At 66.8% G+C, this 24027-nt stretch carries 21 protein-coding genes, 2 pseudogenes and 1 riboswitch; of the genes and pseudogenes, 7 read left to right on the top strand and 16 right to left on the bottom strand.

Translation table 11 applies throughout. The annotated features are described in order from the left end of the window. Positions 1-299: 299 nt before the first annotated feature. The 4 genes and pseudogenes from arsB to G370_RS0118480 form a co-directional block, all read right to left on the bottom strand. Positions 300-1331 carry an ACR3 family arsenite efflux transporter gene (arsB, locus tag G370_RS0118490; protein ID WP_019661918.1) on the bottom strand — a complete coding sequence of 344 codons (1032 nt, stop codon included), beginning with the start codon at positions 1329-1331 and terminating at the stop codon, positions 300-302. Positions 1332-1339: 8 nt separating this feature from the next. Then, positions 1340-1843 carry an arsenate reductase ArsC gene (locus G370_RS1000000121965; RefSeq protein ID WP_026347249.1) on the bottom strand — a complete coding sequence of 168 codons (504 nt, stop codon included), beginning with the start codon at positions 1841-1843 and terminating at the stop codon, positions 1340-1342. A 36-nt stretch (positions 1844-1879) separates the two neighbouring features. After that, positions 1880-2299, bottom strand: a pseudogene (arsN2, locus tag G370_RS1000000121960) (arsenic resistance N-acetyltransferase ArsN2); the annotation flags it as partial. A gap of 1 nt (position 2300) precedes the next feature. Then, positions 2301-2630 carry an ArsR/SmtB family transcription factor gene (locus G370_RS0118480; protein ID WP_019661916.1) on the bottom strand — a complete coding sequence of 110 codons (330 nt, stop codon included), beginning with the start codon at positions 2628-2630 and terminating at the stop codon, positions 2301-2303. A 17-nt stretch (positions 2631-2647) separates the two neighbouring features. Between G370_RS0118480 and arsH the strand changes: the two genes are divergently transcribed. Beyond that, the gene (gene arsH / locus G370_RS0118475; RefSeq protein WP_019661915.1) at positions 2648-3376 is read left to right on the top strand and encodes an arsenical resistance protein ArsH; all 729 of its coding nucleotides are present in this window, start codon (positions 2648-2650) and stop codon (positions 3374-3376) included. Between the two features lie 21 nt (positions 3377-3397). On the opposite strand, the gene G370_RS0118470 is transcribed toward arsH, so the two are convergent. The 3 genes and pseudogenes from G370_RS0118470 to G370_RS01000000120955 form a co-directional block, all read right to left on the bottom strand. Continuing rightward, positions 3398-4090, bottom strand: a complete 693-nt coding sequence (locus G370_RS0118470; protein ID WP_019661914.1) for a L,D-transpeptidase — start codon at positions 4088-4090, stop codon at positions 3398-3400. Between the two features lie 157 nt (positions 4091-4247). Beyond that, positions 4248-4520 carry a hypothetical protein gene (locus G370_RS0118465; RefSeq protein ID WP_005407606.1) on the bottom strand — a complete coding sequence of 91 codons (273 nt, stop codon included), beginning with the start codon at positions 4518-4520 and terminating at the stop codon, positions 4248-4250. Positions 4521-4794: 274 nt separating this feature from the next. Next, a pseudogene (locus G370_RS01000000120955) lies at positions 4795-5379 on the bottom strand (DUF2268 domain-containing putative Zn-dependent protease); the annotation flags it as partial. A gap of 215 nt (positions 5380-5594) precedes the next feature. On the opposite strand from G370_RS01000000120955, the gene G370_RS0118455 reads away from it, so the two are divergent. The 5 genes from G370_RS0118455 (at position 5595) to G370_RS0118435 (ending at position 9193) form a co-directional block, all read left to right on the top strand. Continuing rightward, positions 5595-6170: an OmpO family porin gene (locus G370_RS0118455; RefSeq protein WP_004134798.1), complete on the top strand. Its 576-nt coding sequence runs from the start codon at positions 5595-5597 to the stop codon at positions 6168-6170. A 123-nt stretch (positions 6171-6293) separates the two neighbouring features. After that, positions 6294-7061, top strand: a complete 768-nt coding sequence (locus tag G370_RS0118450) for a helix-turn-helix transcriptional regulator (RefSeq protein WP_019661912.1) — start codon at positions 6294-6296, stop codon at positions 7059-7061. Between the two features lie 67 nt (positions 7062-7128). Continuing rightward, on the top strand, positions 7129-7497 hold the full coding sequence (locus G370_RS0118445) for a VOC family protein (RefSeq protein ID WP_019661911.1): 369 nt from the start codon (positions 7129-7131) through the stop codon (positions 7495-7497). 121 nt (positions 7498-7618) lie between these two features. Continuing rightward, positions 7619-8593, top strand: coding sequence for a Dyp-type peroxidase (locus tag G370_RS0118440; RefSeq protein ID WP_019661910.1), 975 nt, complete (start codon positions 7619-7621; stop codon positions 8591-8593). Between the two features lie 180 nt (positions 8594-8773). Beyond that, entirely contained in the window at positions 8774-9193 is a 420-nt protein-coding gene (locus G370_RS0118435; RefSeq protein WP_019661909.1) for a hypothetical protein, read from the top strand. Between the two features lie 105 nt (positions 9194-9298). Here G370_RS0118435 and pnuC read toward each other — a convergent pair whose 3' ends face one another. From pnuC to G370_RS0118400, 7 genes are all read right to left on the bottom strand, one after another. Further along, on the bottom strand, positions 9299-9868 hold the full coding sequence (gene pnuC / locus G370_RS0118430) for a nicotinamide riboside transporter PnuC (protein ID WP_026347248.1): 570 nt from the start codon (positions 9866-9868) through the stop codon (positions 9299-9301). A gap of 8 nt (positions 9869-9876) precedes the next feature. After that, a complete protein-coding gene (locus tag G370_RS0118425; protein WP_019661907.1) occupies positions 9877-12066 on the bottom strand; it encodes a TonB-dependent receptor in 2190 nt (729 codons plus the stop codon). A gap of 70 nt (positions 12067-12136) precedes the next feature. Next, a riboswitch (TPP riboswitch) is annotated at positions 12137-12232 on the bottom strand. Positions 12233-12275: 43 nt separating this feature from the next. Then, complete coding sequence (locus G370_RS0118420) at positions 12276-13400, bottom strand: phosphotransferase enzyme family protein (RefSeq protein WP_019661906.1); 1125 nt, start codon at positions 13398-13400, stop codon at positions 12276-12278. 128 nt (positions 13401-13528) lie between these two features. Next, the gene (locus G370_RS0118415) at positions 13529-13936 is read right to left on the bottom strand and encodes a glycine zipper 2TM domain-containing protein (protein ID WP_014645533.1); all 408 of its coding nucleotides are present in this window, start codon (positions 13934-13936) and stop codon (positions 13529-13531) included. A gap of 245 nt (positions 13937-14181) precedes the next feature. Next, a complete protein-coding gene (locus G370_RS0118410; protein WP_019661905.1) occupies positions 14182-16179 on the bottom strand; it encodes a peptidoglycan-binding protein in 1998 nt (665 codons plus the stop codon). A 112-nt stretch (positions 16180-16291) separates the two neighbouring features. Continuing rightward, the gene (locus G370_RS0118405; RefSeq protein WP_019661904.1) at positions 16292-17062 is read right to left on the bottom strand and encodes a hypothetical protein; all 771 of its coding nucleotides are present in this window, start codon (positions 17060-17062) and stop codon (positions 16292-16294) included. 378 nt (positions 17063-17440) lie between these two features. Continuing rightward, positions 17441-18079, bottom strand: coding sequence for a response regulator (locus G370_RS0118400; protein WP_019661903.1), 639 nt, complete (start codon positions 18077-18079; stop codon positions 17441-17443). A 75-nt stretch (positions 18080-18154) separates the two neighbouring features. Between G370_RS0118400 and G370_RS0118395 the strand changes: the two genes are divergently transcribed. Beyond that, entirely contained in the window at positions 18155-21754 is a 3600-nt protein-coding gene (locus G370_RS0118395; protein ID WP_019661902.1) for an ATP-binding protein, read from the top strand. Here G370_RS0118395 and G370_RS0118390 read toward each other — a convergent pair. Continuing rightward, positions 21748-22149, bottom strand: coding sequence for a c-type cytochrome (locus G370_RS0118390; protein WP_019661901.1), 402 nt, complete (start codon positions 22147-22149; stop codon positions 21748-21750). The genes G370_RS0118395 and G370_RS0118390 overlap by 7 nt on opposite strands. A gap of 64 nt (positions 22150-22213) precedes the next feature. Then, the gene (locus G370_RS0118385) at positions 22214-23890 is read right to left on the bottom strand and encodes an electron transfer flavoprotein-ubiquinone oxidoreductase (protein ID WP_019661900.1); all 1677 of its coding nucleotides are present in this window, start codon (positions 23888-23890) and stop codon (positions 22214-22216) included. Positions 23891-24027 lie beyond the last annotated feature (137 nt).

The raw sequence follows: 24027 nt of genomic DNA, 5'->3' as shown, positions 1-24027 counted from the left end.
TTCGTGATCTAACGGGTTTTCGAGGCCCGGCCACCCATTTTCCGGCGGCCCGCCATCTGTACCGCCGTCGCTGCGCAACGCCAATCAGAAGAGTTGCATTCAACGCTGGATCAAAGACGCTTTTGGCATTTTTGCATGCTGTTAAGCCGTCGCAGACGCAGGCGCCGCAACGTCCGTAGCGGCATGGGGAATATGCGACATGGGTCGAAGTTGATGACGTGGCGTACGGGTACCCCACCAGGCCGATGACGACAGTGCGGGGCGAAGGACGTAAATAGACTTCGACGCACTCCGGTCTGTCAGTGCTCTTCGCGTCTCTCGTACCAGGCTTGAGTACGGTTCACGATCCGCACCACAGACAACATGACCGGCACCTCGATCAGCACACCAACTACCGTCGCCAGCGCAGCCCCCGAATGCACGCCGAACAGCCCCACCGCGGTGGCAACCGCCAATTCGAAGAAGTTGCTGGCACCAATCAGTGCTGAAGGGCCGGCCACGCAATGCGCCACGCCCAGGCGACGATTGAGCAGGTAGGCCAGGCCGGAAGTGAAATAGACCTGGATCAGGATCGGCACCGCAATCAGTGCGATCACCAGCGGTTGCTTCACGATCTGCTGGCCCTGGAAGCCGAACAGCAGCACCAGTGTGAGCAGCAGCGCGCACAACGAGACGGGCCCCAGATGGCGAAGCACCCGCTGCAACGCCGCCTCGCCACGATGCATCAGGATCCAGCGCCGCAGCAACGCAGCCAGCAGCACCGGCACCACGATGTAGAGGCCAACGGACAGCAGCAGGGTATCCCACGGCACGGTGATCGCCGACAGGCCCAGCAGCAGTGCAACCACCGGCGCGTAGGCCACCACCATGATCGCGTCGTTCAACGCCACTTGGCTCAGGGTGAAGTTGGCATCGCCACGGCACAGGTTGCTCCACACGAACACCATGGCGGTGCAGGGCGCGGCCGCCAGCAGGATCAGCCCGGCGATGTAGCTGTCGATCTGTGCTGCGGGCAACCAGTCGGCGAAGGCATGGCGCAGGAACAGCCAGCCCAGCAGCGCCATCGAGAATGGCTTGACCGCCCAGTTGATGAACAGCGTTACGCCGATGCCCTTCCAGTGCTGCTGCAACTGGCGCATCGCAGTGAAGTCGACCTTCAGCAGCATCGGGATGATCATCAGCCAGATCAGTACCGCAACCGGCAGGTTGACCTTGGCGATCTCTGCGGATGCCAGCGCGGCAAAAGCACCGGGTAGGAAGTGGCCCAGCAGCGTGCCGACCGCAATGCAAAGCCCGACCCAAAGCGTCAGGTGGCGTTCGAACAGATTCATGCGGGAAGTCACGGCATGCTGTCGGTCGGCTGCAACTGTCCAATCTGATCCAGCGCGTGCTGCAGCGCTTCGCGGTCGGACCACAATGAGTCAGGCAAGGCGAGCAATGCACGCAGTCGCAGCTTCACGATGGCATGGGCCTGCGCGAATGCCGCGGCCTTGTCGGCATCGCTACCCGCTACGGCCGCCGGATCGGGCAGGCCCCAGTGGCCGCGGATGAAATCACCGAACACCACCGGGCAGGCCTCCGCTGCGGCTGAGTCGCATACGGTGATTACCAGGTCCATCGGGGCTGCACCCACGAACTCATCCCACGACTTGCTGCGCAGCCCTTCAATGGGCATTCCTTCGGCCTGCAACTGGGCCAGCGCGAAGGGGTTGATCTGGCCAGTGGGCTGGCTGCCCGCACTGAATGCGCTGAAGCGATCGCCGCCCCAGGCGCGCAGGGTGGCTTCAGCAAGCACGCTGCGGGCGCTGTTGCCGGTGCAGAGGAACAGGACATTGCGGGTCATGTGGCTTCCGTGGTCAGTGAGTGGCTTGGACATGCAAAGCGCGCTGCCCGGGCAGAGACGAGTGAACTCGGCAGAGCTGCGGATCGTCTCCGCTATCTGCGCGCGATCGCATCCGGCATAGCCGTGCCGCGCGAACCACGTGCCTGCCGATGTTGTCAGCAGCACCAATTCCCTGACCTGCATACGGCGGGCCATCTCTTCGGCCGCTGCCAGCAATGCGCGTCCAAGGCCGGTGCCGCGTCGGTCATCAGACACCACCAGGGAGCGGAGCAGCGCCGAGGCGCCGAAAACCTGCAATCCAACGGCGCCCACGGGGACGCCGTCGAGGTCTGCGACGAGAAACACGACCTTGCTGCTTTCCAGATCGGCCACGGGCAACTGCGCCTGCTGCAGAAGGTCTCGGATGCAGGACAGGTCGTCGCGTGTGCCGGCACGAATCACGGGGTCTGGCTTCATCTCAGCACCTGCAGGCCGGTTCGCTTGCCGCGCACTGCTGGTCCAGCGAACCCGCGCAGCAATTGTGCGTCAGGTACTGGATCAAGCCGTTCATCGCATCGAAGTTGGCGCGATAGCAGACATGGCGGCCCTGGCTTTCGCTCTCCACCAGCCCGGCCTGCACCAGCTCCTTCAGGTGGAAGCTGAGCGTGGCTGGGGGCACCTGCAGGGCCGTGGCGATGTCGCCCGCCATGCGCCCTGCCGGGCCAGCCTCCACCAGCAGGCGGAAGGCAGCCAGGCGGGTGGCATGACCGAGCGCGGTGAGGGCGGCGATTGCATTTAACGTTTCCATATTTCTAGAATAATCGAATGAATAAGCCAATCACAAGCCCTGATCTGCCCAATCTGGTGGAATCGTCATTGCCCCAGCCCAATCATCACCAGCTCGCCGCGGCAGATCTGGGGCCGCCACGCATCCTCCTGCTCTACGGCTCGCTGCGGCCGCAGTCGTTCAGCCGCAAGCTGGCGCTGGAAGCCGAGCGATTGCTGCGCCACCTGGGGTGCGAAACCCGCATGTTCGATCCGCATGCGCTGCCCATGCTCGACAGCGTGGACACGAGCCACCCTGAAGTGCAGCGGTTGCGTGCGTGGTCGCAGTGGTCGGAAGGCCAGGTCTGGGTCAGCCCCGAGCGGCATGGCACGGTCACCGGCGTGTTCAAGAACCAGATCGACTGGTTGCCGCTGGAAGATGGCAGCGTGCGCCCCACGCAGGGCAGGACGCTGGCGGTGATGCAGGTGAGTGGTGGCTCGCAGTCGTTCAACACCGTCAACACGCTGCGCGTGCTTGGTCGATGGATGCGCATGCTGACCATCCCCAACCAGTCATCGGTGGCCAAGGCCTGGCAGGAATTCGATGACGACGGCCGGATGAAACCCTCGCCGTACTACGACCGGGTGGTGGACGTGATGGAAGAGCTGGTGAAGTTCACGCTGCTGACGCGTGGCCGGTCGGACTACCTGGTGGACCGCTACAGCGAGAGGAAGGGCGACGCGCTCGCGGCCGCATTGGCGCAGGCTGCTGGCGCTACCGCCTCCTGAGTTCCGCTACGCAAACGCGCTCTATTTGCTCGCGCGCCGCGCGCCCTTCTCGTCTCCTTCCTTCGCATTCCCACGGCTCTGTGCGAACTCCGGGAAGGTCTTCGCGATCGAATCCTTGTCCGGCAGGATGTAGAACACACCGCCCTTCTCGAACGTGGAGTGCACGATCTGCTCGTAGAACGCAGGCGAAACGTTGATGCAACCGTGGGTGACGCGGTTGTCGTCCGGCGAGGGCGATGCCAACCGCTCGGCGCGCTTTTCCTTCGGGCTGCCCGGCGGCAGCGGGTGCATCGAGACTGCGGAATCGTAGTCCACCCACAGCACGCGTCCGGCATCGTCGGACGGGCCGTAACCGCCAATGAAGCGGCCGGCAGGCGTGGTGCGGTCGTGGCCGGGAATCGCGCTCAGTGCGAGCTTGGCGACGCCCGGTGCGGAGTGGTCGCCGATCGCCGACCCAAACAGCGCCGGTGCTGCGCCGCGCAGCTTGCCGTCACCGCCGAAGACCAGAACCTGCGCCGCCGCCTTGTCCATGACCGCAAACGGATAGCCCTGGTTGTCCTTGCTGGCGACCACCCAGCCGGCCAGCTCGATCACTGTTTCGGACACGCTCTGGTCGGGCGGAAGTTCATCAACGGCGGCAATGCGTTGTTCAGGCGCTTCCTTGTCCTTGCCCTTGGCGCTGGCTGCGCCGCTGCACGCAACGGCCAGTGCCAACGCCAGTGCGGCATGGAAGACGCGGCGTGCAGGGGAGGAGGAGGTACGAATGGGACGGCTCCTTGCAATGCAATTCTGGGTGGAAGGATGCCAGTGGCCGGCGAAGGCCACTGGTTCCCGATACAGAGGTGGATCAATTCAAAGGGTGAGAGAGCTATCAGCCGCGCGGCTTGCGACCGGCCGGTGCCCTTTCAAGCTGCTGTACGCGGCCTTCGATCTGGTCCAGACGCTGGTTGGCCTGCTGCGCCGACTGGTTGGCGGACTCGGCACTCTGGGCAGCGCCCTGCACCTTTACGTCGAGCTGATCGAGGCGCGAGTTGATGGTTGCGAACTCGTCCTTGTAGGTGGCGCAAGCGCCGAGGCTTACGGTGGCCACGATGGCGACGGTGATGGCGCGTGCTGCGTTGATGTGCTGCTTGGTCAGTTTCATTTCCAACTCCCTCCTTCGTCTGGGGAAGCTGGAATATAGCGGCGTTTGTTCCCGGCGCTAGCCCGTGCTTTCAGCTGGAATTGGAAGACGTGGAAGCGCTGTGAAGACGTTCGATCAACAGAACTTAACAAGCAGGATCACGCGGGCGGACGTGCATCGGCCGGCTTGCCTTGTGCCTGTTCAGAAGCACGTATTCATCAGCATGAAGCGGATTTCATCGAAGTGCCGTCGGCACCGCCTCGATGCCAGCGCACGCGGGCCGCCACCGGCTGGCTTCCAGCAGCGCCTGATAGAGCAGGGTGGGCTGCTCGACTTCCACGCGTGCACTTGGCTGTTGCACGTGCACGTACTCATGGGCAATCAGGTGCACGAAACGGTCGCCGACATCGGCCTGCATCCAGTCGGCGTCGCACAGCGCTTGCAGTCCAATGACCACGCCTGCTTCGGCGGTCACGCCACCACTGTTGCAGCGGCCCACCAGTACGGTGACCGGGGAAAGCGCCGCAGACGGCAACAAGGTGCCCAGCTGATCGACGGCAGCGGCGACGCGCATGCGGATCGATGGCAATGCTGTCGCGCAGGTTCTCGCTTTCGCAAACAATGCCGGCGTGTCCTGGATGGCCCTGGCCAGCCGCTCCATCGAGCCGATACGGCTGTCGGTGAAGCTGCGCAGAGCGTCTGTGCCAGCATCCAGATAGCTGCGCTGCAGATCGTCGGCACTCGGCTTTCCAGCGCTGGCATCCAGCACATGGAAGAAACGCGTGACATCGTCCGTCTGAATCACGATGCGCGCAGGAGGCTGGCTGCGCTCGGCCGCCTGCAGCATCATCGCAAGGATGATGAGCAGCAGCTCGCGCACCCTACGGCGGGCACGTCCCCGCAACAGCAGTGACGCGGCGGATGTGTGCGGGATGCGGAGTTCCCTGAACGTCGCCCACATTTATATACCAGTCAGTTCAATATTCAGGGTTGATTAGACCCCCTAACGGATAATTCACACCTGTCGATCGCCTCCTCTCTCTCCCCCTCCCGGGAGGCGGCCGACGAAACCAAAATAATTAAAGGTGTGTCCCGATGAACAAGAATTCGCTGCTCGCTCTGGGCCTTCTGGCTGCCCTGCCATTCGCTGCATCGGCAACCGACGGCCTGTCGTACAACTACGTTGAAGGCGGCTACGTGAACACCGACGCCAAGGGCGGCGACGCCGATGGCTGGAAGGTGAAGGGTTCCGTTGCGGTGCACCCGAACTTCCACGTCTTTGGCGACTACAGCGCCCAGGAAACCGACAAGTTCAAGAATGACGTCGACCAGTGGCGCCTGGGTGTCGGCTACAACTACGGCATCGCACCGAACACCGACCTGGTGGCCCGTGTTGCGTACCAGAAGTACGACGAGAAGCGCGGCCTGGACTTCAACGGTTACTCCACCGAAGTGGGCGTGCGCACCGCGTTCAACCCGTACGTGGAAGGCTACGTGATGGCCGGCTACGAAGATTTCAGCAAGAAGCACGGTTACAACCCGGACGGCGAGTTCTACGGCCGTGTCGGCGCCACCGCCAAGTTTAACCAGAACTGGGGCCTGAGCGGCGAAGTGAAGCTGGCCAAGGCCGGCGACCGCGAGTGGTTCGTGGGCCCGCGCTTCACCTGGTAACAAACGCCTGTCGTTAGTGCGTGTTGTGCTGGCGTGTGACTCTCTCTCTCTCCCACACGCCAACCGAAGCCCAGCCTCGCGCCGGGCTTCACTTTTATGGGCCCTGTAGCGCGACAATGCGGCATGGGCGACTCTTCTTCCCTCGCATGCACTGGCACGGCCTACCAGGAGCATCTGGCACCCGCGCCGCTGCGTGGCCACTTTGGACAGCTGTGGCAGAGCCAGCTTCCTGCCGATGCCGATGGGCACGTCACCGTACTGCCCGATGGTTGCGTGGACATTCTCTGGCGCGACGGCGTGCTGTTCGTGGTCGGGCCGGACCGCGTGGCCGCGCACCCGGGGCTGGCACCCGGTGCGCAGGTGCTGGGCGCACGTTTCCGTCCCGGCCAGGCACTGGCCGCGCTGGGCCTGCCCCTGGCCGGGATCATCGGCCAGGCCGTGCCCCTGGCTGACCTGAAGGGCGCGTGGGCGAGCAAGGCGGCGGCCTCCATTGGTGACACCGCGCCTGCACAGCGCCTGCAGCGGATGGCGCACTGCCTGCAACAGCATATGGGTGCGTCCGCGCTCGATACCCCGGCGCAGCGTGCACATGCCCTGTTCCAGGCGCTCGCCATTGGTGACGCCACGCTGGATACGCTGGCGGCACGCCTGAGCCTGAGTCCGCGCAGCCTGCGGCGCTTCAGCCAGTCGCAGTTCGGCTACGGCGCCAAGACGCTGGAACGGATCCTGCGGCTGCAACGTTTTCTGCGCCACAGCCGCGCGCTGCCGCAGCACTCCCTGGCGATGCTGGCCGCCGAGGCCGGCTATGCCGACCAGGCGCACCTCAGCCGCGAGGCGCGCGAACTGGCTGGCGTGACCGCCAGCGAACTGCGCCTGGAGTGGGGGCAATGATGGCCGTTTTGTTCAAGACCACGGTGCTGCATTGATCGATGCTGGGCTCCCAACACGGAGCCACGCCATGAGCCACGCCGCATCCCGCGATGCCGAACGCCGCATCGACAACATCGAATTCAACGTCGCCGACATTGCCGGCAGCAAACGCTTCTACGGCGAGGTGTTCGGTTGGCACTTCACCGACTATGGCCCGGCCTACACCGAATTCGACGATGGCCGCCTGAAGGGCGGCTTCGTGGCCGACGTGCCGGTGCGTGTCCACGGAGGGCCGCTGGTGATCGTGTATTGCGCGGACCTGTCCGACGCGCAGCAGCGCGTAGTCGCTGCCGGTGGCGAGGTGGTGCGGGCGGTGTTCGCATTCCCCGGCGGCCGCCGCTTCCAGTTCCGCGATCTGGATGGCTACGAGTTGGCGGTCTGGAGTGATGTGGATTGAGGTCTTCGTACCTTCGCTGGTGGACGGAACGAGAACCGCTCCGTCCCCGGTCAGGTGGTTCCGCTATGATCGCCCGCACATCGCCACGCGATGCGCCCGCCTCAAGCCAGCAGGAACCGCCGTGAACTCCCAGCCCGCACCGATCACCGCCCTCAACCACACACTCGACAACGAGCCGCAGCAGATCACCGCGCCACTGACCCATTCGGCGGCGTTCCTGGTGCTGAAGGTGAAGGATGATGAGGCGTCGATCGCCAGGGCGCGCGAGGTGCTGGCCAGCACCGACGACCTGATCAAGAACACCGCCATCCGCGAGATCGAGCGCACCTTCACCTGCAACGTGGCCATTGGTCACCGCGTGTGGAAGCCGCTGGTGGGCACCACGCCGCCGCGTGAGCTGCAGCCGTTCCGCGAGATCAAGGGCGCGACCCACACCGCCGTGTCCACGCCGGGTGACCTGCTGTACCACATCCGTGCACGCACCATGGACCTGATCGTGGCGTTCGAGCGCAACCTGCTGATGGCCTTCGGCGATGCGGTGGAAGCGGTCGATGACGTGGCTGGCTTCCGTTATTTCGATGGCCGCGATCTGCTCGATTTCGTCGATGGCACCGCCAACCCGGAAGGGCTGTCGCTGCCGGAAGCCACGATCGTGGGTGAGGAAGACCCGGAGCATGCCGGCGGCAGCTACGTGGTGGTGCAGAAGTACCTGCACAACCTCAACGCCTGGCGCGCGCAGAAGACCGAGGCGCAGGAAGCGATCATCGGCCGCACCAAGCACGACAACATCGAGCTGGATGATGCGCCGGCCGATGCGCAGAAGTCGCACAAGACGCTGTGCACCATCGAGGATGCCGACGGCGAGCACGAGATCCTGCGCGACAACATGCCGTTCGCCAACCCGGGCCGTGGCGAGTACGGCACCTACTTCATCGGCTACACGCGCCGCCTGTGGGTGATCGAGAAGATGCTCGAGCGCATGTTCATCGGCAATCCCGCGCCGCTGCACGACCGCATCCTCGATTTCTCCACCGCCACCACCGGCGTGACCTTCTTCGCGCCCTCGCGCAAAGTGCTGGCCGATCTGGGCGACTGATCGCGGCTCTCGTCCTTGCGCATGCTACTGGCCGCTCTGTTCCAGTAGATCCACGCCACGCGTGGATGGTACGCACGTTGCCCGTAGCAGCCACGCATGGCGTGGCTCTACTGTGCCGCCATCTGCCTGTCATCTACCGCCCCGACCATCAGCCGTTGGATGAGAGCGCAGGGGCGGACGATGGCGATGGCAAGGAACACAACCGGTGCACGCCGCTGGTGGCGGCCGCTGGCCGCGGTGTTCGGTGCGCTGGTACTGGGGAGCGCGGCGGTGTCCGCGCAGGAAGCCCCTGCGCATTGGATGGCCTACGCCGCTGCGGTCGGTGGCCAGCTGCAGCAGCGCCTGCAGCAGGAGCAGGACCCGCAGGCGCAGCGCGTGCTGGAATGGCTGCAGGCACATCCGGACGCACCGACGCCGCTGCCGGTGAGCGTGTGGATCGCGGCGGATGGCCGCATCTCGAAGCTGGAATTCGACAGCCCGGGCGATGCCCAGGTCGACGCCGACCTGCGCGCGACGCTGCAGGGCGCGCCGTTGCAGGCAGCCCCGCCGGCCGACATGCGCCAGCCGCTGCGGCTGGGGCTGGTGCTGGAGCCGAAGTAGATCCACGCCATGCGTGGATGTGGTGGGTAGATGCCGACCTTGGTCGGCAGGCGCGCGCCAACCCGGGTTGGCGACTACCGGTAGCCCGCCACGCATGGCGTGGCTCTACTGCGTTGCCACCTGTGGCTCGCGCGCGGCGGCGCTCCATGCGCGCAGGCCGAACACGGCCAGGCCGAGGAAGAACACGTACAGCGCGGCGGTCACGTGCAGCGACTTGAACAGGTACGCGCCCACGTAGACCACGTCCACCGCGATCCACACCCACCAGCAGGCCACGTGGCGGCGCGCCTGCCACCACTGCCCGACCAGGCTCAGGCCGGTCAGCAGCGCGTCCAACCACGGCAGGGCGGCATCAGTGAAGCTGTGCATGCCGGCGCCCAGCGTCACGCCGCCGCACAGGCCGATAGCCAGGTCACGCAAGAGCTTGCCGCGCGCCAGCGGCACGATGCGGATGCTGCCCTCATCGGCGGCGTGCTGGCGCCAGTTGAGCCAGCCGTAGATCAGGAAACCACCGAAGGCGACCTGCAGCAGGGTGTCCGAGTACAGCTTGGCCTCGGCGAACACCAGGCCATACAGCGTGACCGACAGCAGGCCCACCGGCCATGCAGACAACCGGCGGCGGGCCATCAGCCAGACGCCGAGGACGCTGCACAGCGCGGCGGTCCACTCGAGCATCACGCCGCTCACAGCGCGAACGTCACCGACAGGCGGGCCTGTCGCGGTGCGCCGGGGAACAGGTAGTAGTCACCGCCGCTGCTGCCGGTATCGCGCCAGTAGAAGCGGTTGAACACGTTGTCCACCGACAGGTTCCAGGTCACCGCACGCTCGTGCAGGCGATGCTGGAAGCGCAGACCAGCGTCGAACACCGAGTAGTCCGGTGCGCGCACGCCGCCGTCGGCACGTGCGACGTTGGCACCGGCATAACGCCAGCCGCCAGTGACATCCAGGCCCTGCACGAACGGCAGCGCATAGGCCACGTGCACGCTGGCCCGCACCTTCGGCACGTTCACCAGCTGATGGCCTTCATAGGTGGGCGTGCCGGTATCGCGAGCCCGCGCCTGCAGCACGCTGGCGCTGGCGACGATCTGCAGCGCGTCGGTCAGCTGCCCGTTGGCGGTCAGCTCCAGGCCGGTGTGGGTCTGGGTGCCTTCCTCGACGAAGGTGTAGCCCACGTCGCTGTTGTCCGGCCTGGCGTACTGGTACGGCTGCGAGATGCGGAACACCGCTGCACCCAGGGTCAGTGCTTCGACCGGCACGTACTTCACGCCCACTTCCAGCTGCCGCGACTGCACCGACGGCAGGAAGGTGTCGGCGTTGCTGGTCCAGAACGGCGCTTCCTGGCCCAACGAAATGCCGCGCACGTAGCTGGCATAGGCATTGAGCTGGTCGGTGGCCTTCCACACCACGGCGGTCTGCGGCAGGAAGCGCGACAGGCGGCTGTGCCGCTGCGGGGTGCCGCGCTTGTCGTAGGCGCGCTCGTCGAGGCGCACGAAGCGGCCACCGGCCAGCCACTGCCAGTCGTCACCGAAGCTGATCCGGTCCAGCGCGAAGAAGGCGGTCTGGCGGCTGTCCAGGCGACGTGCGGACGGGCCGGGCATCTTCGGCGACGGCTCGAACACCGGCACCGGTGCCTCGTGGATGTTGGTGGTGCCGACGTACTCGTTGACGCTCGGGCGCCTGTCCACGGTGCGGCGGAAGTAGTCGGCGCCGAGGGTCAGCTCATGGCCGACGCTGCCGGTCTCGAAACGGCCACGCAGCTCGGCACGGGCCTGCTGGTTGCGGCGGGTATCGTCCGGGCTGCGGTAGTCGTAGACGTCGTAGTCGCCGTTGGGCGCGAAGTAGTTGCCCGGCACGCTGCCATCGGCGCATTGCACGGCGTAGTAGCAACCGTAGGCGAAGGCGACGTTGTCATCGATCACCGACCGGCTGTGGCCGACCGACACGCGGGACTGCCAGGCGTCGTTGAAATCGTAGGTGTGCAGCGCGGTGATGTTGGTGCTGGCAATATCCACCGGGCGCTGCCACGGCTGGTAGCCGAGCAGGTGCTCGCGGTCGACACCGCGCGGCAGGTCACGCGCGCCCAGCAGCTGGTAGCCGGACACCGAACGTTGCGAACTGGTCTGGTAATTGGCGTCCACCTCCAGCTTGCCGCGTTCGCCGATCAGCCAGTCGGCCGCGAGCGAGTAGAAATTGCGGCGGCCATCGGCGTGCTCGACATAGGAATTGCTGGAATCCCACGCGGCATTCAGGCGCAGGCCGAAGCGCGGGGTGATCCAGTGGCCGACATCGACGGCGACGTAGCGCGAGCCTTCCGAATCGGTGCCGAGCGTGGCGGTGCGCACTTCGGCCGGGCGCTTGCCGATGTAGTTGATGATGCCACCCGGTGCCATCACGCCTGCGGCCAGGCCGGCTTCACCCTTGAGGATCTCAACCGACTGCACGTTCTCCAGCGCCAGGCGCTGTTCGCCGGCGATGGACAGGCCGTTGAAGCGGTAGCCGGTGGCGGCGTCCAGCGCGAAGCCACGGATGGCGATGTTCTGGTAGTAGCCCACAGGTGCATACGCATCACCCAGCGAGGCATCGTTGCTGGCCAGCTCGGACAGCGAACGCACCTGGCGGCGATCGAGGTAGTCGCGCTCGAGCACGTTCACCGAGGCCGGCGTGTCCTTCCAGCTGCCGCCACCGAAGGCGTTCACGCGCGAGGTATCGGCCTTCGGTTTGCCGGCCTGCACGCGTACCGCTGCCAGTTCGGTGGGCGAGCGCTCGGCGCCGGTGGCAGCCGCATCGGGGGACGCCTCGGCCTCGCTGGCGTGCAGCGGCAGCGCGGCGCAGAGGGCGAGGGAGAGCAGGGTGGGGCGAAGGCAGCGGTTCATTCGATTCGTCTTCGGACAACAAGGGAGACGAAGCGACGGCGCGCAGGTGCACCGGCCCATGACGGGGGTGTGGCTGCGGCTCAAAGCTCCCTACGCCGGTGCAAACCGGATCAGGTTCCAAGGGACTCTCTCAGCCTGGCAGATCCAGGCACCCCCGCTTCAGGTGACCATTTCACTACAAATGGTACGGATTTGCGAGCCGGTGCCCTTCAGGCTGCCGCGTGCAGCGCCTGCAGCAGTGCCTGTCCCGGCGCGCTGTGGAACCACGCCGGGTGCCCCAGCATGAAGGGCCGCCACGCTACATCGGCATTCGCGGTCGAGCCGGTGACACCTTCGAAGTACTCCACTTCGGACAGTGCGAAGTCGAAATGGACCATCGGCAGCAGGTCGGCCAGCAGGTGCACGCGTGCCGCCGACAGCGGCAGTACCTGGCGGTAGCCGTCGAGCAGGGCCAGCGCGATATCGATGCGCACCGCCTCCATGCCGCGCTCCAGCTCCAGCCACGCCACCGCGTTGCGCTCGATCGCGGTGGCGAGGTCGAACAGTGCGCTGGTGGGCGAGGCCAGGCCGAAATCCAGCACGGTGCTGATCTGCCCATCGCGCCACAGCAGGTTGGAAACATGCCAGTCGTTGTGGGCCCACAGCCGCGGCTCGTCGCGCAGGCGCTTGGCCAGGCCGGCATGCCACGGCAACACGTCACGCTGCAGCTGCGCTTCCCACTGAATGCGCGCGAGATAGCGGGCCAGCCCGGGGCGCTCGTGCAGTCCTGCCTTGATGGCCGCGACCGGATCGTCGCTGCGGATCAGATCATCGCGCGCGACCAGCACATGGGTACTGCGCTGGGGCGCGTGGTAGCTGGCGGCGGCACGGTGCAGCTGCGCGAGTGCGCGCCCGGCTTCGCGGGCCTGTGCAACGTCGGTCAGCAGCGACCACGATACGGCATTACGGTACAGATCCTCGCCGACGCCAACCGCATGCAGCTCGAAGGTCCATTCGCCATGCTCGGCGGCGCTGTGGCCATCGGCCGCTGGCAGCACCTGCACCACCGGCACGCCCGCTGCGGCGAGATGGGCGATGAAGTGGTGTTCTTCTTCCAGGCAGGCCGCACTGCGCACGCTGTGGTGGTGGCGCTTGATGAACAGCGCGCCGTCCACGCCGTCGACGATGGCGGCGGCCGACAGCGGTCGGGGGCTGTGCCAGCGCGGTTGGCTGTGCTCGCCCAGCTGCGGGTAACGCTGGCGCAGCCACGCGATGTCCGCCGCGCTGATCGGTGGCCAGTCGGCAGCGACCTCGTCGTTGTTGAGGCCCTGCACGCGGTGGGAAGAAGAATTCATGCCGCAGCCCCGGTGGGGAAAGTCACATCCAAGGCTGCGCATTCAACGCCATGCACGCGGCCAACGCAAACGGGCGGGTCGTCGACCCGCCCGTCCGTGCATCAGCTGCGGTGATGCCGCCGCGCGGCCTACCAGCCGCGATGGCGGCCGCGGTCGTGGTAGTAGCGGTTGTCGTAGTAGCGCTCGCGCTGCCAGCGACGGTCGTCACCGCGGTCGTAGTAGCCGCTGCGGTAGTAGCCACGGTCGTAACGGCGATCGTAGCGGTCGTCGTAACGGCGATTGTCGTAGTAACGACGGTCGCGGCGGTCGGAGGTGGTCAGGTTGCCGATCGCGCCGCCGGCCACGGCGCCGCCCACGGTGGCGGCAGGATCACCGTTGGAGAGCAGGTTGCCGGCCACGCCACCGACCACGGCGCCGACCAGGGTGCGCTTGTCCTTCCTCGACATCGCGCTGGCATCGCTGACCACGGCGACACCGGCCACCAGTGCCAGAGCCATCGCCAGACCACGGAAGCTGAGTGTGGAAGTACTGAGCATGTTCGTTCTCCTGTGAGGTGCATGCCACACTGGGCAGGGAGGGCGCGGGCGCCCCGGCTGCCGTGGTGTCCACGCTGGCGTTCCAACATTGCCGGAACATTGCCTGGTCCACCGTGCGGCTTGCGCATTCATCTAGCGGCAGGCGGCATGAAGCAAGGCTGAAAGCGGCCTCGGCCGCTCAGCTGGCAGAAAGGGAAAAGGCCACGCGGACGTGGCCCTCCCTTCTCTCCCAAGGCGCTGCGGGCTTAGACGCCCATCGCCTTCTGTGCCTGCCGGGCCTGCTCCTGCTGGGCATCCTGCTGCTGGTGCAGCACGTTTGGGGCGCCCTGCACGGCACCACTGCTGAGCGCCAGGCTCTGCTCGCTGGCGGCACGGGTCTCCACCGCCACGCGGCTGGCCGCCGGGTCACCGATCGTGCCCTGCACGGCGAACAGGCGCTCACCGTTCGGGCTCGGCACCACCGTGTCGATGCGTTGCAGGCCGGCGGCATGCGCCTCCTTGGTCAGGGCCGCGGCGGTGCTTTCCAGCGCGTGGCGATCCTTGAAGGTACCTGCCGGCAGCCGCTCCAGGCCTTCGGTGGCCTGCAGGTACATCGGATTGCGTGGGTGCCGCTCGTCGTTCAGCAAGGGCCGTTCGCGTGCTTCCTTGATCGCTTCCAGCGTCTTCGGACCGACGATGCCGTCGACGACCAGGCCGTTGTCCTTCTGCAGCTGGCGCACTGCCGCGTCGGTGTTGCGGCCGAAGCGGCCATCCTCGACCAGTGGCTTGCCGTCGGCGCCGACGTAGCCCAGGTGGCCCAGCTGCTCCTGCACCTTGCGCACGCCCTCGCTGTGTGCGCCCTGCTTGTACAGTTCGGCGTGCGGCGTGGCGGCCGCCTTGTGCTCGGCGTTGGCCTTGCCCTGGGTCTGCTCGTGCGATTGGGTGCGGTTTTCCAGCAGGTCACGGGCCTTGGACAATGGATCGGACGCGAACAGCTTCCAGTGCGGGTGGTCCTTCACCTGCTTGAGGTAGTCCTCCACCGGCATGGTGTGCACGCCCTTGCTGCCGGTGGACTGGCTGATCAGCAGCCTGTCGGTGTTCGGGTCGCGCACCACCATCACGATGTGGTCGATGCCGTTCCAGTGTTCATGGCGGGTCCTGGCCGTATCCAGGCCGATGATCATGCCTTCCTTCAGCGCACCGGGCTTGAGGATCGCGTCGCGGTCAAGCAGCACGCCGGACTGGTCGAATGCCTTGCGCACGATGCCGCCGGAACCCAGGTTGCCCAGGTCGATGCGATCGGCCTTGCTGAACACCGCATGCCCGGCCTTCTGGTTGATCTCGTCCATGGTCCGGTTCTGCAGCGTGCCGACCCAGCCGGAGCAATCGATGTAACCCTGGTCCACGTTCTTGCCGGTCTTGCCCGGTACGTACAGCGCGTGGCCCGGAATGTTGATGGCGTACTTCACATCGTCGTACTTCACGCCGGCCTCGTAGGCGGCCTGCAGTTCGATGCCCGGTTTCGGCGCGGCAGCGGCTGTTGCGGTTGCCGCCAGCGTGGCAGCACCGGCCGCCACGGCTGCGCTGGCCTGTGCAGGCGCGGCCGGGGCCTGGCCCTGGCCCTGGCCCTGTGCCACCGCCTGCGGTTCGATGTTCTTTTCCGGGATGCTGATCGCTGCGTACTTGTGGATGTAGTAGCTGGAGAAGGCCCGTGCCAGGTCGCCATCGTTCATGCCGCGCATTTCGGCCAGGCTGTGGCCGGTCAGCGCCTTCGCGTCCGACCCGATCTGGTTCAGCACGTTGCGGCGCATGTTGATCTCGTCGCCGTGGCTGTTGCGGACCACGCCGAAGGTGCCGGTGGCAATGGCGGTCTGCACCGAGCCATAGCCGGCACTGCCCTGCTGGTGGGCCAGGTACAGGTCCAGCCCGGTCGGCGTACTGCCGCCGGACAGGTACGGGTGGCCGGTGCGCTCGTTGCGGCGTGCCATCGAGTCCAGGTTGTCCTGGTACATCTGCGCGGCCGCTTCGGTGTTGCGGGTGGGGTCGAACTCGTGGCCGGTCAGGTGGTACTGGCGTGCGGACCCGGGCACGAACTGGAACAGGCCCTTGGCGCCGGATGACGCGTTGTGGGCGCGCTCGTTGAAGGTGCCACCGGTCTCGATGTACGCGAAGCGCATGAAGTCGTCGACCGGAATGCTCTTCTGCCTGGCGACCTGCTCGACGATGTCCAGGACTTCCTTTCTGCTGTAGTCATGCTGTGCCATGACGTTTTTCCTCGGGGTTGATGGAGCGGCGCATGCCGCGAATCGCCAACCGGACTCATCCGTGAGTCAAGAACATGTCGGTCAACAGGGAACCCACGCGTGGCGGGTGCTTTCAGCGCGCGAGGTACTGCTGGGTCGCGCTGTCGAAGGTGTAGTGCACGGTGTCGCCGGCACCCAGGGTGCGGGTCCTGCCGGGGCCTTCGAGGGTGGTGCCCTTGAAGGTCACGGTCAGTCGCGGCAGGCCGTTGCCATCGGCAGCGAAGGCAAGTTCGCCGTCGCTGCCGGTGCAGGGCATCACGTTGCCTTCGTCGCAGGCGGCGCTGTTGTCTTCGCCTGTGCGCACCGTACCGACATAGCGCCAGACCTTGCTGTCCACGTCGTCTTCGCTGCGCCTGGGGTTGAACAGCAGCAGCGCATAGCCGGTGCTGCTGACGCCGCGGTCGAAGCTGCTGGTCGGCACCGCCAGCAGCAGGCGGCCGTCGGCGGTGCGATGTTCAAGCGGCTTGCGCCGGGTATCGACGTCGTCGGCCTTGTCGTACGCGCCCAGTGCGCCGATGGTCCATTCCTGGCCACGGAACTTCCACGGCTTCTTCGCGTCGGTGCCGGCCAGCACGAAGGTGGCCTCGGCGAGGTTGGCGCGGTCGTCCGGACCGGCCTGCGTCTGCTCGCCAGGCTTGCCGTAGTGCTCGCGGGTATCCCAGGAGAAACCCGTGTAGTACGTAGTGCCATCGAGAGTGAAGGTGTGGCCGAACCAGAAGGTCGCCACGCTGCCGTTCTGGACCTCATAGGAGGTCGCGCCATCGCCATCCACTTGATAGGTGAAATACATCACGGTCGGCGCGTCGGGCGGGGTAACGGCGGTGTCGGGAGAGGTGTTCTGCATCGTGGCAACATCCTGTCGGGGCGCATTGGCAGCCTGCGCAGGGGCGCCGGGCTGGGAGGACGAGGGGACCGGATCGGCGGCGCTGCAGGCGGCAGCGGAAAGAGAGACGAGCAGGCACGCCGCGAATGCGCGCAGAGGCCGCAACGGCAGGGTCCAGCGTAGCTTGGGGGGATGTTGCATGCGCCTCTCCATGGTCAGCGTTGCCGGGCCAGACGGCCGGCAGGGAACCGCGCCACGTCCACCAGGGACGGGAGCGAGGACATGAGCCGGTCGATTCCTTCGACCTCGCATTGGGAACTCATGCCCCACCATCTTGGCACAGATCGGCGGCCCGTCAAAGAGGGCAGTGCCAGATGCCCTTCTTGTGCGATCTGGCTCTCAGATCTTGCCGTCGCGCAGGTAATCGAACAGCTCGGCGTCGCCCTTCAGGCCCAGTTTGAGCATGGCATCACCTTTCTGCCGGCTGATGGTGCTGACGCTCTTGTGCAGCTGAAGCGAGATTTCCTTCACGGTCATGCCGGTGCCGAGCAGCCGCAGCACCTCCACCTCGCGTGGCGACAGCGGCTTGCCGTCACCCTCCCGCATGCGCCAGCTGCCGGCAGCCTCGACCCGCTCGCGCAGGCTGCGGCTGATGTAGGGCTGGCCGCGGTAGACCGACTGGATGGCCTGCGGCAGCTCGTCCATCGACGAACTCTTGTCGACCAGGCCGAGCACGCCGCTGTCGAGCACCATGCGCAGGATCGCCAGATTGCTGGAGACGCTGAGCATCAGCACCGGCAGGTCTGGATGACGGCGGCGGATCATGCCGATCATGGCGAAGCCGTCGGCCTGCGGGCTGCCCGGCATGGAGTAGTCGGTCACCAGCAGGTCGCAGGGCTGGCTGCCGAGCAGGGCCATCAGCGCCTGCGCGCTGTCGGCTTCGCCGACTACGCGGCCCACCCCGCTCGATTCGATGACGGCGCGGGTACCGATACGGACCACCGGGTGGTCGTCTGCGATGATGATGCGCAAGCTCATGCTCTAGTATGGCCACCGGGCTGGCTGGGCCGCGACCATCGCGGTCCCTGGCAGGATTCTAGGAGATCGACGCCGATGCGTAGCTGGGCTGTTCGCGGGCTGGTCCTGCTGCTGGTCGTACTGGCGCTGCCGGCAGCGTTGGCGCAGGCGGTGCCCGGGCCGTTGCCGCTCAGCCCCCTGCAGCGCGAGTACCTGGCCGCCCATCCGAGCATCGTCGTGGGTCAGTATGACAGTGGCTGGCCACCGTTCGAGTCCCTCCGTGATGGCCAACAGGTTGGCCTGGGTCCGGATTATCTGTCGCTTCTTGCCCGTCAGTTGGGCGTGAAGGTGGAGGCAAGGCGCTACTCCGACTGGACATCCGTGCTGGATGCGGCATGTCGTGGCGAGATTGATGTGGTGATGAACGTCGGGCTCAGTGCCGACCGCACCCGCTGCATGGTCTACACCGCCGCCTATGGCGAGGCCCCGCTGGCCCTGGTGGGGCGCCCGGATGACCTGCGTGCCTCCGACAATCCCGATCTGGACGGACTGCGGGTGGTGATCGAGCAGGACTTCCTGACCGGGCCCCAGGTGCGCGCCCGCTTTCCGCATGCGCGCCAGCTTGTCGCAAACAACTCGTTGGCGGCCTTGGAGATGGTCAGAGACGACAAGGCCGACGTTTACATCGGCAATGCCTATGTGGCCACCGAACTGATCGCCCGCGAGGACCTGCAGGGCGTCGTGCTGCTGCGCCCCAGCGATCTCCCGCCGGAGCGACTGCACTTCGGCATTCCCAACGGCAAGCAGCCACTGGCCGAAGCGCTGGACCTGGCGCTGGCCGCGACCAGCCAGGCCCAGCGCGATGCGCTGGCGCAGCGCTGGCTGCCACCTCCGCGGTGGTCGGCATCGGCGCAGCTGGCGCTGAGCCAGGCCGAGAAGCGGGTACTGGAGCAACCGTTGAGGATTGGCTTCGCGCCGAACGCGGCGCCACTGTCGTTCGCCGACCAGGATGGCAACCCCAGCGGCCTGGCCAGCGAATACCTGCGCCGCCTGCTGCAGGCCGGCGCCAACCTGCAGGTGGAAAACAGCCATGACTGGTACGAAGTGCGCGAGAAGGCGCGCCGCGGCGAGCTGCAGGCGGTAATGGGCATTCCGGCCGATTCGCGCTACCTGGGCCCGGACTGGGTGTTCAGCCAGCCCTTCATCAGCGTGCCGAACGTGATCGTCAGCCGGCGCGACAGCCCGGCGCTGCTGGGCCTGTCAGACCTGCAGGGCAAGCGGGTGCTGCTGTCCGATCCGGAGCGCGTGCGTGGTTATGTGCTGCAGCAGGCACCGCAGGCCCGGATCATCGCGGCGCGCAGCGCGGAACAGGCCCTGCAGCGCCTGATCAATGGCGACGCCGACGCCTATATAGGCAATCTGGCCGTGGTGGACCACCTGCTGCGCAACCGCTTCCCGGGGCGCCTGCAGGTGGCCGCACCGGCCGGCTTCAACGATCAGCTGGTGCTGGCTGTCGAGCGTCGCCATGCCGCCCTGGCCACCACCTTCGACCGCCTGCTGCTGCAGATGACCCCACGCAAGCGCGAAGCCCTGCGCGGCGACTGGCTGGCCGTCGAATACCGCAACGGCCTCGAGTGGACCCGCGTGGCGCGCTGGGGCGTGCCGCTGCTGCTGGTGCTGCTTACCGCGCTGCTGGTGCACGCCATCGGGCATTGGCGGCTGCGCCGTGAGGTAGCCGGGCGTCGCCATCTGGAACAGCGCCTGGCCGAAGTCACCGACAACCTGCCCGCCGTGGTCTATCAGGCACGCCGTGCGGCTGACGGAACCCTCAGTTTCCCGTTCATTGCCGGTGACCTGCAGGCGTTGTTCGGGATCAGCCGGCAGCAGGCCGAACAGGATGCAACCTGCCTGCTGGAGCGCATCGAGGAAGATGACCGCGAGCACATCCTGCATGCGGTCGAGCAGGCGGCGCGGCAGTTCGCGCCGCTCATTCTCGAGTTCCGGCTGCGTCCTGAAGGCACCGGCGCGCGCTGGGTGCGCAGCCAGGCCCATCCCTATGCTGCGGAAGCGGGCGCGGTGATCTGGAGTGGTTACTGGGTGGACGTCAGCGAGGCGCGTGCGCAGGCCGAGGCCCTGACTGCGGCCAAGGCAGAGGCCGAACAGGCCGCGGAGGCGAAGTCGCGTTTCCTGGCAACCATGAGCCATGAGATCCGCACGCCGATGAGCGGCGTGCTGGGCATGCTTGAGGTGCTGGCCCATTCGCCGCTGGATGCCGAGCAGCAGCGCATTCTCGACGTGATCGAGGATTCCGCGCAGATGCTGCGGCAGATCCTCGACGATATTCTCGATTACTCGCGGCTGGAGGCCGGCGCACTGCGCCTGGAACCGGTGCCGCAGCCGCTGCGGCCCTTGCTGGAGAGCGTGTGCCGGTTGCTGTCGGCGCAGGCCAGTGCACGTGGGCTGGACCTGCACGTGCAGATCGACCCACAGCTGGCAGCGGCGCACGAAGTGGATGGCGTGCGCCTGCGCCAGATCGTGTTCAACCTGCTCAGCAACGCCATCAAGTTCACCGTGCGCGGCGAAGTGCGGTTGCAGCTGGAAGTGCTGGGGCCGACCGCCGAAGACGGCAGCCAGCCGCTGTGCCTGAGCGTCACCGACACCGGCATCGGAATCGCGCCGGAACAGTTGCAGCACCTGTTTGCGCCGTTCACCCAGGCCGGTGCATACATCCAGCGTGACCATGGTGGTACCGGCTTGGGCCTGAGCATCTGCCAGCGCCTGGTGCAGATGATGGACGGCGAACTGGAGCTGCACAGCACGCTGGGCGAGGGTACCCGCGCCGAGGTGCGGCTGTCGCTGGTGGAAGCCGGCCGTGGCGATGTTGAAGCGCTTGCCGCCGAGGAGGAACAGGCGGCGCTGCTGCCGCCGGCGTTGCGCGAGGCACGCGTGCTGGTGATCGAAGATCATCCGACCAACCAGGCGATGATGGCCTGGCGCCTGCAGCAGCTGGGTGTGCCGCATGTGCTGGTCGGCGATGGCCAGCAGGGGCTGGACCGGTTGGCGTCGGAGCCGTTCGATCTGGTCATCACCGATTGCCGGATGCCGGTGCTGGATGGCTTCGCCTTCACCCGCCTGCTGCGCGAACGCGAGGGTCGCAACGGCCAGCCGCGGCTGACCGTACTGGCGCTCACCGCCAGCGTACTGGACGACGATGCACGGCGCTGCCGCGAGGCCGGCATGGACGAAGTACTGTCCAAGCCGCTGTCGCTGGCAACCCTGCGCGCCGCGCTGCTGCGCTGGTTGCCGCAGGCGCAGGGACTATCGGTTGTGGAGCCGCAGGCCGGACCCGCTGCCGACGATGGCGGGACGCTGCCTGATCTGGCCAGCCTGCAGCGGCGGTTCGGCTCACGCGTGGTGGCCGAGCAGCTGCGCGACAGCCTGTTGCAGGCCAGCGAGGGCGATCTGGCGACCGTGCAATGCGCCGTGCAGGCCGGCGACCGCGAAACCGCGGCGCTGCACCTGCATCGCCTGGCCGGCGGCCTGGGTGCGGTTGGGGCGACGGTGCTGGCCGGGCAGGCCAACGCACTGGTCGAGCGCCTGCAGGATGCGGGCGAGACCGATCCGGCACCGTTGTTCGCAGCCGTAACGGCGTTCGTGGCCCGGCTGCAGCATCAGCTGCAGCGCCTCGCTCACTGAGCCGACTGCTGCTGCAGGTAGGCGATCACCAGCGCGCGGCGTTCAGGGCTGGGGAAGGCGTTGTACATGCGGGTGCCGGGCACCACGTGGGTGGGCGACTGCAGGAAGGCATCCAGGGTCTGCGCGCTCCAGGTGATGTCGGCGCGGCGCATGCCCTCGGAATAGCCGTAGTCGGGCAAGCTGCCGGCGCGGCGGCCGATCACGCCATGCAGGTTCGGCCCGAAGCGGTGGATGCCGCCGGGCTGCACGGTGTGGCAACCGGCGCACAGTTCGAACGCGCGCTGCATGGCCTGCTGCCGGGCCTGTTCGGGCGTGGCGGGCGTAGCAGGCGGGCGCTGGCAGGCCGTGGCGAGCAGGGACACGGCAATGGCAATGAGCAGGCGGTCGGCGCGCATGGGCGGCAGGATAGCGGTGCGGTCGAGCCGCCGGGCTGCGACACGCGGTCGCAGCCCGGGGCGATCACATGCCCGAGTAGTTCGGGCCGCCGCCGCCCTGCGGGGTCACCCACACGATGTTCTGGGTGGGGTCCTTGATGTCGCAGGTCTTGCAGTGCACGCAGTTCTGCGCGTTGATCTGCAGGCGCGCGCTGTCGGCTTCGCCGACGAACTCGTACACGCCGGCCGGGCAGTAGCGCGCTTCCGGACCGGCGTACTCGGCCAGGTTCACCTTCACCGGAATGCTCGGGTCCTTCAGCGTGAGGTGGCTGGGCTGGTTCTCGTCGTGGTTGGTGCTGCTCAGGAACACCGAGCTGAGGCGGTCGAAGGTCAGCACGCCATCCGGCTTCGGATAGGCAATGCGGGTGTGCTTGGCCGCCGGCTCCAGGCAGGCATGATCCGGCTGGGTGCGATGCAGGGTCCACGGCGGGTTGCGCACGCCCAGTTTGGGCAGCAGCCACTGCTCCACGCCGGTCATCAGCGTGGCCACGGTCTGGCCCTTCTTGAACCACTGCTTGAAGTTCTTGGCCTGCTGCAGTTCGGTGAACAGCCAGCTGGCTTCGAACGCCTTCGGGTAGGCGCTCAGTTCATCGTGCTGGCGATCAGCAGCCAGCGCGTCGAACGCGGCGTCGGCGCACAGCATGCCGGTCTTGATTGCGGCGTGGCTGCCCTTGATGCGGCTGGCGTTGAGGTAACCGGCCTCGCAGCCGACCAGCGCGCCCCCGGGGAACACCGTCTTCGGCAGCGACAGCAGGCCGCCGGCGGTGATTGCACGGGCGCCGTAACCGATGCGGGTGCCGCCCTCCAGGTGCTTGCGGATGGAGGGATGGGTCTTGAAACGCTGGAACTCCTCGAACGGGCTCAGCCATGGGTTCCTGTAGTCCAGGCCGACCACGTAGCCGATGGCGACCTTGCCGCCGTCGGCGTGGTACAGAAACGCGCCGCCGTAGGTGTCGCTGTCCAGCGGCCAGCCGGCCGCATGCACCACCAGCCCCGGCTCATGCCTGGCCGGGTCGATCTGCCACAGTTCCTTGATGCCGATGCCGTAGGCCTGCGGGTCCTTGCCTTCGTCCAGTTTGTAGCGGGCGATCAGCTGGCGGCCGAGGTGGCCGCGCGCGCCTTCGGCGAAGACCGTGTACCTGGCGTGCAGCGCCATGCCGCGCTCGAAGGCCGGGCCGATGCTGCCGTCCTTCTCGATGCCCATGTCGCCGGTGGCCACGCCGATCACTTCACCGTTGTCGCCGAACAGCACTTCGGCGGCGGCAAAGCCCGGGAAGATCGCCACTTCCAGCGCCTCGGCCTGCTGCGCCAGCCAGCGGGTCACTTCGCCCAGGCTGATGATGTAGTTGCCTTCGTTGTGGAAGCACTCCGGCAGCAGCGCGTTGGGCGTGCTGCGTGCGCCGGTCTCGCTGAGGAACAGGAATTCGTCGCGGGTGACCTTCTGCTTCAGCGGTGCGCCGCGTTCGGCCCAGTCCGGGAACAGTTCGGTCAGTGCGCGCGGGTCCATCACCGCACCGGAGAGCACGTGCGCGCCCGGTTCGGAGCCCTTTTCCAGCACGCACACCGACAGCTCGCGGCCGGCTTCGATCGCGCGCTGGCGCAGGCGGATCGCGGTGGCCAGGCCGGCAGGACCGGCGCCGACGATCACCACGTCGAACTCCATTACTTCACGCGGGGGCAGGGCGTTGGCTTCAGCGCTCATCGATTGCATGACTCGTGGGTAGGGCCGGCATCGGGGCCACCGGCGGTGCCTGGGAATCGCGCGTGCGGCCACGGGCGAAACGGTTGTTTGAATGTGTCAGGGTACCGGGACGCGCGTGATCGAGCTAGATAGACGCC

It is taken from the genome of Stenotrophomonas hibiscicola ATCC 19867 (assembly GCF_000382065.1).
In the GTDB taxonomy this organism is placed as follows: Bacteria; Pseudomonadota; Gammaproteobacteria; order Xanthomonadales; family Xanthomonadaceae; genus Stenotrophomonas; species Stenotrophomonas hibiscicola.
The sequence above is the reverse complement of the archived record's forward strand: the minus strand, read 5'-3'. Positions and strand labels throughout refer to the sequence as shown.

Bases quoted from the DNA above. Each gene is read 5' to 3' on its own strand.
- arsB (WP_019661918.1), bottom strand. From the start codon at position 1,331: ATGAATCTGTTCGAACGCCACCTGACGCTTTGGGTCGGGCTTTGCATT.
- G370_RS1000000121965 (WP_026347249.1), bottom strand. From the start codon at position 1,843: ATGACCCGCAATGTCCTGTTCCTCTGCACCGGCAACAGCGCCCGCAGC.
- G370_RS0118480 (WP_019661916.1), bottom strand. From the start codon at position 2,630: ATGGAAACGTTAAATGCAATCGCCGCCCTCACCGCGCTCGGTCATGCC.
- arsH (WP_019661915.1), top strand. From the start codon at position 2,648: ATGAATAAGCCAATCACAAGCCCTGATCTGCCCAATCTGGTGGAATCG.
- G370_RS0118465 (WP_005407606.1), bottom strand. From the start codon at position 4,520: ATGAAACTGACCAAGCAGCACATCAACGCAGCACGCGCCATCACCGTC.
- G370_RS0118455 (WP_004134798.1), top strand. From the start codon at position 5,595: ATGAACAAGAATTCGCTGCTCGCTCTGGGCCTTCTGGCTGCCCTGCCA.
- G370_RS0118450 (WP_019661912.1), top strand. From the start codon at position 6,294: ATGGGCGACTCTTCTTCCCTCGCATGCACTGGCACGGCCTACCAGGAG.
- G370_RS0118445 (WP_019661911.1), top strand. From the start codon at position 7,129: ATGAGCCACGCCGCATCCCGCGATGCCGAACGCCGCATCGACAACATC.
- G370_RS0118435 (WP_019661909.1), top strand. From the start codon at position 8,774: ATGGCGATGGCAAGGAACACAACCGGTGCACGCCGCTGGTGGCGGCCG.
- pnuC (WP_026347248.1), bottom strand. From the start codon at position 9,868: ATGCTCGAGTGGACCGCCGCGCTGTGCAGCGTCCTCGGCGTCTGGCTG.
- G370_RS0118425 (WP_019661907.1), bottom strand. From the start codon at position 12,066: ATGAACCGCTGCCTTCGCCCCACCCTGCTCTCCCTCGCCCTCTGCGCC.
- G370_RS0118420 (WP_019661906.1), bottom strand. From the start codon at position 13,400: ATGAATTCTTCTTCCCACCGCGTGCAGGGCCTCAACAACGACGAGGTC.
- G370_RS0118415 (WP_014645533.1), bottom strand. From the start codon at position 13,936: ATGCTCAGTACTTCCACACTCAGCTTCCGTGGTCTGGCGATGGCTCTG.
- G370_RS0118410 (WP_019661905.1), bottom strand. From the start codon at position 16,179: ATGGCACAGCATGACTACAGCAGAAAGGAAGTCCTGGACATCGTCGAG.
- G370_RS0118405 (WP_019661904.1), bottom strand. From the start codon at position 17,062: ATGCAGAACACCTCTCCCGACACCGCCGTTACCCCGCCCGACGCGCCG.
- G370_RS0118400 (WP_019661903.1), bottom strand. From the start codon at position 18,079: ATGAGCTTGCGCATCATCATCGCAGACGACCACCCGGTGGTCCGTATC.
- G370_RS0118395 (WP_019661902.1), top strand. From the start codon at position 18,155: ATGCGTAGCTGGGCTGTTCGCGGGCTGGTCCTGCTGCTGGTCGTACTG.
- G370_RS0118390 (WP_019661901.1), bottom strand. From the start codon at position 22,149: ATGCGCGCCGACCGCCTGCTCATTGCCATTGCCGTGTCCCTGCTCGCC.
- G370_RS0118385 (WP_019661900.1), bottom strand. From the start codon at position 23,890: ATGAGCGCTGAAGCCAACGCCCTGCCCCCGCGTGAAGTAATGGAGTTC.